The following is an 11,570-nucleotide window of genomic DNA, read 5'->3' on the forward strand; positions in this document are numbered from 1 at the left end:
ATATCAAAAAAAATTTTCCTTATAAAAGGAAAAATACTAATCACAAAGAAAACACTGGATAAAGATAATAAATAAATACTCAAAGTTTTTTGATCTGTAGAATTATGTATAAAATTACAACATATCCCTAGAAAAATCATAGATAAAAAAACACAAAAAACATTAATTAAACTATATTCTTCCCTTAATATTTGCATTAAAGGAATGGTTGGTTTTTCTTCAAACTTTTTATATGCCATAGCTATCTCCTTTATATTAAGATAATTTTATTTATCTCGTTTCTTCATGAATAATATGCTTTTTACAATAGCAACAATATTTATTTAAAACTAATTTTTGATTGCGATTATGAACCTTTACACGATAATTACGACTTAAACAAACCTTACATATTAAAATATTACTCTTAACCATTTTTCTTATATTCTTTTTTTAAATCTCGACAATTTTATAAAATTTAATAATTAATTAATATAAATTAAAATAAATAAAAAATATAATTATAAATTTTTAAATCAAGATAACTTTTCTCAATATTATAACATGATTAAATTGTAAATAAATTAATATTTTTTATTTTTCATATATAAATAAAAAATAATGACTGCTGCAGAAACACTAACATTTAATGAATTCACCATACCTTGTGTCGGAATACTAACTAAAAAATTACATTTTTTTTTTAACAAAGGACGCATCCCTATACCTTCGTTGCCTAATATAATAGCTAATGATTGTTCTACGGGAATAATATCTATATTTTTATCTAATCCGATTTCAGTTCCGATAATTATAAAATTAAATTTTTGTAAAGTTAAAATAGTTTGATATAAATTACATACTAAAAAAATATTAACATATTCTAAAGCTCCACTAGAAGTTTTTGCTACTGTACTATTCAAAGGTACTTGGTGCTTTTTGCTAACAATAATACCATCAAAATCACTTGCTTCTACAGTGCGTATAATTGCCCCCAAATTATGAGGATCTTGAATAGCATCCAAAATTAAAAATTTAACTATTTTATTGGATTTTTCTATTAAATATGTCAATAAATCTTTTCTATAAAAATAATCTTGAACTTCTGCCACTACACCTTGATGATTATTATTTTGAACTTTACTATTTAATTGATGTTTATCTAAATAACAATAATTCGGATAAGATTGAAATATAAAATTCAAAAAAGCTTTATCTTTCATAAGAGGGTTAATATATAAAACATAAATTTTTCGTTGAGCTTTGATAGCTTCTTTAATTATATTTTTACCATAAATAATTACCATATAATATAATTCTTTCAAAAAAAAATCAAAATAAAATTTAATTTAATATTATTTCTTGATTCGCCATAATATTAACAAATTAATCATAAATAATAGAAAAAAATCAAAAGTTTTAGTAAACATAACATATCTAATAGCCGCTGCAATTTCACGAATAAAAGGAACTTGCCATATCAACATAATAACTAATAAACAGAAAATAGACATAATTACAGAAAACAATAATAATTTAAACTTATTAAAAGGACGACAGTTTATAAATAAAATATTACTAAAAATAAAAGCAGTTACTAAAGTTAATAAATAGGATATTTGGTAATTAGATTGAAAAGTATTAGGTAATCCATTATATAAAGTTAATATCAAAATATAATTGACACTAATTAATAATCCATAAATTCCTGATTTTTTTAAAACATCCCTAATAAAAAAATTATTTAAAGGTTTATAATTAGCTTCTAAAGATAAGAAAAAAGAAGGTATACCTATAAAAAAAATATCAATAAAGTTTAATTGCAAAGGAGTAAAAGGGAAAAAAATTAGATTCTTACAAAAAAAATTATTAATTATTGTAATCCAAGCTAATAAAAAAGTAAAAATAGTCTTAGTTAAAAAAACAATCGAATTTTTTTCTAAATTATTAATTAATCTACGTCCTTCTAAAAAAACAACTGGTAAAGAATTAAATTTAGAATTTATTAAAATTAAATTTGCCACATTTTGAGCAGCTTTACTACCAGAAGCCATAGCGATAGATAAATCTGCTGTTTTAAAAGCTAAAATATCATTCACTCCATCTCCAATCATAGCAACTTTTTGATTATTATTCTTTAAAGAAGAGATTAATATTTGTTTTTGTTCCGGAGTAGCCCTACCAAAAACATCGTATTTAGTTGATATATCCAACAATTGCTCAGATTTAAAATTAGTCAAATTAATAGATTTGTCTGACACTGAATCAATTAAACCAATTCGTTTAGCTATAAAACCTGTAGTAAAAGCACTGTCACCAGAAATAATTTTTATTTTAATTCCTAATTTTTTAAAATAATTAATAGTTTCAACAGCATCATTTTTAATAATATCTTCTAACAAAATTAAAGAGATAACTTGATAATCTGTATTATTATTAATATTAGATAAAATATCATTAGTACGAACTAATAATAATACTCTATATCCTAAATTAGTATATTTTGAAACATCTTTATCAATAATATCATTTTTTTGTTTTAAAACAAATTCCGGAGCACCCAATAAAAATGTACCTAATTTTTCAAATTCAATAGCGCTATATTTTCTTATACTAGAAAAAGATTGCAAATCTCGTACTTTATAAATAATATTAGAATTCAAATAACCATTAAAATAATTATACAAAGCTTGTTGAGTAGGATTGTTATTAGAAAAATGTTGAACAAAATTAGCCATTAAAACGTTTAAAGAAATAACATCATCATTAAAGTAATTTAAAACTTTTTGAACACTCATTTTTCCATCAGTAATAGTACCAGTCTTATCTAAACATAATATATTTATTTGAGACAACATCTCAATCCCTAATAAATCTTTCATGTAAGCTTTACGTTTAAATAAGCGAATAAAACCTAAAATAGAAATCATACTCATTAACAAAAATAATCCAGAAGGCGTCATACCAAGCATGAACCCGCATATCCCCAATAAATAATCATCAGAAAAATTATAAAAATTAGATTTATAAGAAAAAAATAAAATTATAGTAGTAGGTATAGTTACAAAAAAAATTAATTTTACCAAAGCGGAAAATGTTTTTATTAAAGGTGTTTTAATATTTTGATATTTTTTAGCTTGTTTAATCAAATTAGAAACATAAGTGTCTTCATCTAAAGCGATAACTTCTGCATAAGCTGAACCTGAAACAATATAACTACCAGAATATAAAATATCACCTGTTTTTTTCAAAACTGATTTAGATTCTCCTGTTAAAAATGATTCATTAACTTCTAAAACTCCATATTTAACACGAGCATCAGCAACAATTTGATTTCCTAAATCTAAAACTAAACAATCGCCTAAAACTAAATTAGAACTTAAAATTTCTATAATATGACCATTTCGAACAACTTTAATATTATTAGGTAAAATTAAATTAATTTTATCTAAAGTTTTTTTTATTTTAATTTCTTGAATAATACTAATAATAATATTCAAAGAATTAACTATTAAAAAAAATAATTGATCATAACGTCGAATTTTCAAAATAACAATAACAATAAAAAGTAATAACAAATTTAGACATGTAAACAAATTATTCCCAATAATACTTAAAATACTTTTATCATTATTGATTGATTTATATTGTTTTTGATTTTTCAATCTTTGATTTACTTCATGATTAGTAAGACCTAAATTGCTTAAATCTTGATGCGAAAAATTATTAATTGCAGAATTTTCCAAACTTGTTTTATTAAAATCGTTATTCATATTTTCACCTGCTCCAAAATAATAATTACTTAAAATCAACGATCAAATAAAATTTTTTTGTAATAAAATATTTCTAAAAAAATCTGCTTGATTAAAGTCTTTTATATTTTTAGCTTGTTGCCATAAATAATAATATTCAATCATTTGTTCTGTTACATTATTTAATGTAACCGAAATATCTAAATTATTTAAAATATAAATTAAAGTATAATATAATTCCGATAATACCAATAAATTATTTATATTTTTGGAAATATTTTTTAATAATTGTTCAATCAAAGTAACAACATTAGGAGTGTCAATATCATTTTGCATAAATTTATGAAATTTTTGTAAATAATTTTTATTTATTTCATAATTATAAAAATTATTAATTACTAATATAAAATTAATTTTGTTTAAAATTTTTACTATTTTAAAGTACTTAAACTTAATATCATATATTAAGGCTTTAGTATAATTGATTGGTTTTAAATAATGAAAATGACAAAATAAAAATTTAATCACATTAGGTTCTTTAATATCCATCAATAAATCTTTCACTAAAATAACATTATTTAAAGATTTACTCATTTTATGATTATGATAATTAACATGTCCTACATGCATAAAATAACGAGCTAAAGGTTTACCGTCGCTAGCTATAAATTGAGCTTGTTCATTTTCGTGATGAGGAAATTTTAAATCATGACCTCCACCATGAATATCAATAGTATTCCGAAAAATCTCTCTAATCATTACTACACATTCAGTATGCCATCCAGGTCTACCCAAAAACCAAGGACTTGAATAACGAATACCGATATCAGTTTTTTTCCATAAAACAAAATCTTCTGAATTTTGTTTTAAAAAAACATTTTTTCGATGAACATTTTTATATAATTTATCAATATTTTGACTACTTAAGCGACCATAATCAATAATACTATTAGTACAAAAATAAATGCCTTTATCACCAAGATAAGCATATTTTTTTTTTAAAAGTAAACTAATATATATAATCATTTGATTTATATAATCAGTCACCAAAGGGAACTTATCAATTCCGTGAATATCTAATTTATCTAACAAATTAAAAAAATGTTCTTTATAGTAATTAGCTATTTGTCTCTCAGTACTTTTATTTTTAATAGCAACTTTAATAATTTTATCATCCAAATCGGTAATATTTACAACCCAAAAAACTTTAAAGCCTATAAACATTAAATATTTTTTTAACAGATTAAAAAAAATTAAAGATCTAATATTACCTATATGAAGATGATCATAGACGGTAGGACCACAAACATAAATATTAACTAGCGAACCATTCAAAGGATGAAAATCCTCTTTAATACCAGTTAAAGAATTATAAAGTTGTAACATTAAAAAACCTTTTTATATCTTTAAATTTTTTTATACTTTATAAATAACATTTATTTTTATCAAAAAAAAGAAAAAAATAAAATTATTCTAATCAAATAATGAATCATGAAATTAGTTTAAATTTTTCTAAATTATTTAATACTTTATCTTTACCTAAAAGTTCTAGATAATCAAATAAATTAGGACCTTGTAATTGACAAGTACATAATATTCTAACTATTTTAAATAAAAGTTTTAATTCTATATTAAAATGATTTTTTAAATTTAAAATTATTTGTTTTAAATTTAAAGATTGAAAAATATCCAATTTATTCAACAATTCCGACAAAATAGGTATAACTTCGTATCCTTTATTTTTTAGTAAAAAAAGTTTTAATTCATCTGTTATTTTGTGTTCAGTTTCAAAAAACCATCTATAAATTTCAATAATTTCTTTTACGTAGCATAATCTATCACGTAATAAAATAACTAATTTACTTAATTGATCGTCTTGTAAATCAATATTAAATTGTTGAAAAAAAAATTTTACTCTAATAACTAATTCTTCTAAAGATAATTTTTTTAAATATTCTTTATTGATAAAATTTAATTTATCAATATCGAAAACAGCAGGATCTTTAATAAAACGCTTAACATTAAATAAATTAATCATAAGCTCTTTGTTCAAAATATTTTGATTAGTTTGCGGAGAAAACCCTAAAAAAAACAAAAAATTCAAAATTGCTTCCGGTAAATAACCTAAATTTTGATATTGTTCAATAAATTGAATCGCATCGAAATTACGTTTACTCATTTTTTTTTTATTTTTATCTAAAATTAATGACATATGAGCAAAACAGGGTATATCCCAGTTAAAAGCTTGATAAATCATTATTTGTTTAGGGGTATTAGTAATATGCTCTTCTCCTCGAAAAATATGAGAAATTTTCATCAAATGATCATCTATTGCGACAGCATAATTATAAGTAGGATAACCATTTTCCTTTAATATAATCCAATCTTCAATATCTTTACTGGCAAATTTAATAGGACCACGAATTAAATCTACAAAAGAATATTGTTGATCTTTAGGTACTCTAAAACGAACTACATAATCATTTTTATTTTCATCAGAGTAAACCTTATATGCTAATTGTTTTTCCAACAATAATCGTGTGTATTTTTCATAAATCAATAATCTTTCGGATTGCCGATAAGGACCATAACATCCTCCGATATCAGGACCTTCAGACCAATCCAAACCTAACCATTTCAATTGTGATAGTTGTTTTTCTTCGCTACCAGTTATATTACGAATAGTATCTGTATCTTCTATACGAATAATAAAAGAACCTTTAAATAAATGAGCAAATAAATAATTAAAAAATGCTGTTCTAGCATTGCCGATATGTAACCCGTTACCAGTCGGACTTGGCGCATAACGCAATCTCACAGATTCCATAACTATCCCCTTTTTTAAGAAAACCAAAACTAATCATTTAAATTTAAAAATTTAATTTCAATAATAAATAAAAATGAAAATTATAAAAACATCAACGTTTAGAAAATTGAGGACGAGCTCGTGATTTTCTGTAACCAGGTTTTTTGCGTTCTACAATACGAGCATCTCTAGTTAAAAAACCTGCTTTTTTTAAAATACTTCTCAAAGATGGTTTAGCTCTTAACAAAGCTCTAGAAATGCCCAAACGAATAGCTTCTGCTTGAGAGGTAGAGCCTCCACCATGAACAATAACTTGAATATTATAACAATTTAACTCATTAGTTAATTTTAAAGGTTTTAAAATTTCCGAACGATTAATAGGGGATGATATATATTCTTCAAAATTTCTGTTATTAATTATAATATTTCCTGAACCTGTTCTTAAAATAGTTCTTGCAACAGAAGTTTTACGCCTGCCAGTTCCATTAAATTGTATTATTGTCATATTAAAATTATACCTCTAAATTTTCTGGATTTTGAGCTTTATGTTTATGAATATTATCAGCATAAACAAACAATTTTTTTCTTATTTTGTTACCTAATTTATGTTTAGGTAACATACCAAAAACCGCTTTTTCAATGATTCTATTAGGAAATTTTTGCATCATTTCCTGAAACTTTACTTGAGTCAAGCCGCCAGGATATCCTGAATGTCTATAATATTTTTTTTGATTAACTTTTTTTCCTGTTAAATTAACTTTTTTAGCATTAATAACTATTACATAATCACCATTATCGATATGAGGAGTATAAACAGTTTTATGTTTACCCATCAAAATAGAAGAAATTTTTGTCGCTATTCTTCCTAAAACTTTTTGATTGGCATCGATAATATACCATTTTCTTTTTAAATCATTTTCACTCATACTAGAAGTGCGATTTAAATCAGTTAAGTTTTTATTATAAAATACTGTAGTATTATTAGTCATAAATTCAAAAAATCTCCATTTAAACAATTAATAACAATTGTCAATTAATAATTTATATAAATTATAAAATTTTATATAAATTGTAAAATTAAATATATAATAAAACATTAACCAATTAAATAAAATAAAAAAATATTTAAATTTTGTTATTAAATTTATAAAACAATAATATCCGACATAACAGCAACATTTAAAATAACAATGAAAATCATAATATATAATAAAAACTACCAAAAGAAATGGTAAAACTTTAAAATAAACCCCAATAAAACAGATAGATAATCAAATTATATTAAAATCAAATAATAATGTCAAGCATCTTTTAAATAGTTTTTTTTATAAAAATATAAAATAAAATTAATACAATAATAAATTAAAAGACGAAATTTAAAAATAGAATATTTTTTTATATAAGATAGCTACAAATTATTATTGTATAAATTTTAATTTAAAACTGGAGCGAATGATGGGAATCGAACCCACATATCTAGCTTGGAAGGCTAGGGTAATAACCATTATACGACATTCGCATAATTTTAGATAAATTAAATTTAAAATTAATAATAAAATGGTCGGGAAGACAGGATTCGAACCCGCGACCTCCTGGATTGTGATAGAATTATTGCGTTTCATGATTTTTTCATTATTACAACAAGCCCCACACAACACCGTACAAACAAGTTTCCAAGTATACGGCGTTTAAATAATTTCATTTCAATATTTCTAACGAATAAAATTTAAATTTTATTAACTTTAGAGATATTCAATTATAAATAGAAATTATTTTGCCCCTTTCGCCTTGTAATTAGTTTTCCTAATCTCTTAAATGGGATCATATGATAAGAATATTCCAAAACTTACCTTGAATACACCATGACTACTATGGTTTTGCTTTTCCCTTGCCGCATTATAAATTTAAAATTATAAAAGATATAATACAGTTTAGGGAGATAGAAGTTACTCCAAATTATTTACCCGATGACCTTAGGTGAGATAACCTATAATAAATTAAAATCTGTTTTAATCAAAAAATTTAAAATAGGCGAATCTTAAATGTAGTCCTTTAATTAAAAAACTAAAGGTGATAATTATTTTAATCTTGGGACAAATTAAAATAAAACTTCAAAATAACTAAAATTATTAGTTTATCTTTATTAAAATCGATTTCTTAATTCTCTTAGACTCTAATTAAAGTTTATCCATAGTCATCATTCAACTTGCACTAATCTATTGTAAAAATTATTTTACTCAATGCGCTTTTATATCTTGCTATAATCAATTAATCTTTCGATTTAATTAACCAGATATATGTTGCATCATATTATCATAATGATGGTGGATGGTTAAGCCACTAAAAATTTTGGGCATCTTTCTCGCCCTCCCAAACCAGGCGCTCTAACCAAACTAAGCTACTTCCCGACAAATAATAATAATAATGAATGGCACACCCAAGAGGATTTGAACCCCCAACCTTCTGAATTAGGATAGATTAAATCGGTTTAGAAAAATAATTAATTAGATTTCATATTCGAAATTAGCCCCCCACAGAACCGGACAAGTAAGTTTCCAAACATCCGGCTCCTAATATCTTTGTTTTGTTATTTAAATACATAAAAAAATTATTACTAACTCATATTAATAGTATGTTATTATATTTTAAAATATCCACTAAATAATCACTCGTTTAAACCGGTTTAGGTTTATATCGATTTTAAACATATAGTTGATGAATTAGATTTTAATAACTTAAAATCAAAAAAAACTATTAGATATTAATAATTTATTCATCTACTCCGGTACTAAAAAATTTTAAAAATAAATATGATTAAATAAAAAATAATAATCACAAAAATTTTAATAAATTTTTAGAAAAAATTTTTTAAGTTAAATTATCCATAAATTAAAAAAGAACCTTAACGCGGATTGATAAAATAGTTAAATACTAATTTTTAAGTTTATTAAATAAAAAAACTGAAAGATATTGAAACTCTTTCGCCTTGTAAAGGTTATTATCCTTCGCCGTGATCAGGTTCTTCTAAAATATTCCAATTTTAGAATTAAACTGACGACTACTCTAAGTTTCACTTTTCCCTTGGATCAGCCACTGGCTGTTTTAAGATTTTTATCAAAAATCTATCTTTAGGGAGATCAAAGTTACGACATAATTCTACGTGAAGTTTTAGGTTCAGTTTACAATTTATTTATTAAATTGAGGCATTTATGTATTTTAAAAAACATAAAAAGGTATTTGTTTGAAGAGTCAGTTGAACTAACTTTACAGATAATTAAAAGATACTACGAATCTATATCTTTTACCTTCAAAATCTCGGTTATTATTATCAATATCTTACCGAAGATGTCTCTGAAATTACCACGCTTTTTAACTGATTAGGGATTTTCACCTTCTCCTTGACTTCTGGTCTGGCGCCGACTTATTGACTAGATATTTCGTCTCATCGCGCTTGCGTGCTTTTGCTGTTATTAATTACTCTTTCGAGACAATTAATCAAGCCCACCTTACAGTGTTTACGTGACCTCTGGAGATTATCGCTCCAGGCTATGCGTTAAATAGCGGAATTATGCGCATCTTTTGCGCCCTCCGTAGTCAGATGCTCTATCCAGTTGAGCTATGGGTGCAATATTTATAAAAACAAAATAATTTTAACTCTGGTGACCCGTACGGGATTCGAACCCGTGAATGCATGCGTGAAAGGCATGTGAGTTAACCATTTCTCCAACGGGCCTAAATGCATTTTCATAATAATCTGAAATAAAATAATTTTAAATAAAAAATAAAATAAACAAAATATCAAAATACTCACTTAAATAAAACTTCACATATTAAATTTTTTTAACCCAAATTAAATATTTCGAATATTTATAGTTCGTAATCAAAATTAAAAAATTCAATTAATTAAACTGCTTTTTATTCTAACAACATTAACCATTAAAGTCAATATTAAAATAATCATTTTATCGAACTTAATTGATTTTTAATTTAAAATTAATAATTTTTTAAACCATTAAATATAAAAAAAATTAAAAAAATTAACAATAAAATTTTTATAAAACATTATCTTAAAAAAAAAATATGTTAGAATTAATCTTGTATAAGATTAAAATATCAACAAATTTATTATGATTTTTTATTTTTTTAATCTTACTAATGAAAGGATAAATTTTACATATATGCATACAAAAATAAACAATATCAAAAAATTTTTTAACATTAAAAATTCATTAAATATTTTCATAATTTTAATATTATTTACTTTTAATTATATAACTTTAAATTCAAAATTTTTATTAAAAGCTAATACGACAGAAGAAACTTCGACAGCAGACGATATATTGGCATTTTTGCAAGAAATTAAAAGTAAACCAGAAATAGCAAAAAATTCATCATTATCGTCACAATGCGACGCTTTAATCAATGAATATGATCAAATAAAAAAAGCTATATATACTTTTTTTAATGAAAATGCCAACATTAAACAACTAAAATCAACATTATTTGATAAAAAAGATGAAAAAATATCTTCAGTCCGAAACCGAATTAATAGCATTGATGATATAGTAAAAAATCTACCAAACCAAGATAACGATGCATTAAAAACAAAATCAAAAGAACTCGATGATTCAATAACAGAATATTTAAATACAATTAACGATTTAATTGAAAGTTCATTATACTTACAAAATACACAACCAGAAGAAGTAACTATTGATTTATTAACAAATAATTTAACAAAATTTCAAGAGATATGTAATAATTTCCAAGACAAAACGGAAAAACTAAGACAATTAAATTCTGATATTTTGAGTTTAGCAACGAGCGAACACTTAAATGCTGATATAAAAAACGAACTTGACGAACTAAAAATAGCAATAGAAAACATATATATACCCGTGGAAGCACAACTTATAAAGGAAAAGATCATTGATCAATCTACAAATTATAAACAACTATCATTAGATACCATAATAAAACAAACTTTTAACGACGAATTCATAAAATTAACAAATTTAAAAGATGAAATTAAT

General features: G+C 23.5%; 8 protein-coding genes, 2 tRNA genes and 1 pseudogene. 1 reads left to right on the forward strand and 10 read right to left on the reverse strand.

Translation table 11 applies throughout. The features are described from left to right. From OC710_RS01825 to OC710_RS01870, 10 genes and pseudogenes are all read right to left on the reverse strand, one after another. Positions 1–239 (reverse strand): annotated as a pseudogene (locus tag OC710_RS01825) (hypothetical protein); the annotation flags it as partial. Between the two features lie 31 nt (positions 240–270). Beyond that, positions 271–423, reverse strand: a complete 153-nt coding sequence (gene rpmG / locus OC710_RS01830; protein WP_304513408.1) for a 50S ribosomal protein L33 — start codon at positions 421–423, stop codon at positions 271–273. Positions 424–563: 140 nt separating this feature from the next. Then, entirely contained in the window at positions 564–1,286 is a 723-nt protein-coding gene (rlmB, locus tag OC710_RS01835; RefSeq protein WP_004994972.1) for a 23S rRNA (guanosine(2251)-2'-O)-methyltransferase RlmB, read from the reverse strand. A gap of 48 nt (positions 1,287–1,334) precedes the next feature. Then, positions 1,335–3,752: an HAD-IC family P-type ATPase gene (locus OC710_RS01840; protein WP_004994973.1), complete on the reverse strand. Its 2,418-nt coding sequence runs from the start codon at positions 3,750–3,752 to the stop codon at positions 1,335–1,337. 42 nt (positions 3,753–3,794) lie between these two features. Then, positions 3,795–5,117, reverse strand: a complete 1,323-nt coding sequence (gene cysS / locus OC710_RS01845; RefSeq protein WP_004994974.1) for a cysteine--tRNA ligase — start codon at positions 5,115–5,117, stop codon at positions 3,795–3,797. A 103-nt stretch (positions 5,118–5,220) separates the two neighbouring features. Then, positions 5,221–6,558, reverse strand: a complete 1,338-nt coding sequence (gltX, locus tag OC710_RS01850; protein ID WP_004994975.1) for a glutamate--tRNA ligase — start codon at positions 6,556–6,558, stop codon at positions 5,221–5,223. Positions 6,559–6,649: 91 nt separating this feature from the next. Further along, positions 6,650–7,042: a 30S ribosomal protein S9 gene (rpsI, locus tag OC710_RS01855; RefSeq protein ID WP_004994977.1), complete on the reverse strand. Its 393-nt coding sequence runs from the start codon at positions 7,040–7,042 to the stop codon at positions 6,650–6,652. Between the two features lie 7 nt (positions 7,043–7,049). Continuing rightward, positions 7,050–7,526, reverse strand: a complete 477-nt coding sequence (gene rplM / locus OC710_RS01860; RefSeq protein ID WP_004994978.1) for a 50S ribosomal protein L13 — start codon at positions 7,524–7,526, stop codon at positions 7,050–7,052. A 455-nt stretch (positions 7,527–7,981) separates the two neighbouring features. Continuing rightward, positions 7,982–8,056: transfer RNA gene (locus OC710_RS01865), tRNA-Gly, on the reverse strand. 2,138 nt (positions 8,057–10,194) lie between these two features. Further along, positions 10,195–10,270 (reverse strand) — tRNA-Glu (locus tag OC710_RS01870). 445 nt (positions 10,271–10,715) lie between these two features. On the opposite strand from OC710_RS01870, the gene OC710_RS01875 reads away from it, so the two are divergent. Then, the coding region (locus tag OC710_RS01875; protein ID WP_304514978.1) for a hypothetical protein at positions 10,716–11,570 on the forward strand (855 nt) is incomplete at its 3' end.

This window comes from 'Vigna radiata' phytoplasma, from assembly GCF_030586915.1.
Lineage (GTDB): Bacteria > Bacillota_I > Bacilli_A > Acholeplasmatales > Acholeplasmataceae > Phytoplasma > Phytoplasma australasiaticum.

Bases quoted from the DNA above. Each gene is read 5' to 3' on its own strand.
- rlmB (WP_004994972.1), bottom strand. From the start codon at position 1,286: ATGGTAATTATTTATGGTAAAAATATAATTAAAGAAGCTATCAAAGCT.
- rplM (WP_004994978.1), bottom strand. From the start codon at position 7,526: ATGACTAATAATACTACAGTATTTTATAATAAAAACTTAACTGATTTA.
- rpsI (WP_004994977.1), bottom strand. From the start codon at position 7,042: ATGACAATAATACAATTTAATGGAACTGGCAGGCGTAAAACTTCTGTT.
- OC710_RS01840 (WP_004994973.1), bottom strand. From the start codon at position 3,752: ATGAATAACGATTTTAATAAAACAAGTTTGGAAAATTCTGCAATTAAT.
- cysS (WP_004994974.1), bottom strand. From the start codon at position 5,117: ATGTTACAACTTTATAATTCTTTAACTGGTATTAAAGAGGATTTTCAT.
- gltX (WP_004994975.1), bottom strand. From the start codon at position 6,558: ATGGAATCTGTGAGATTGCGTTATGCGCCAAGTCCGACTGGTAACGGG.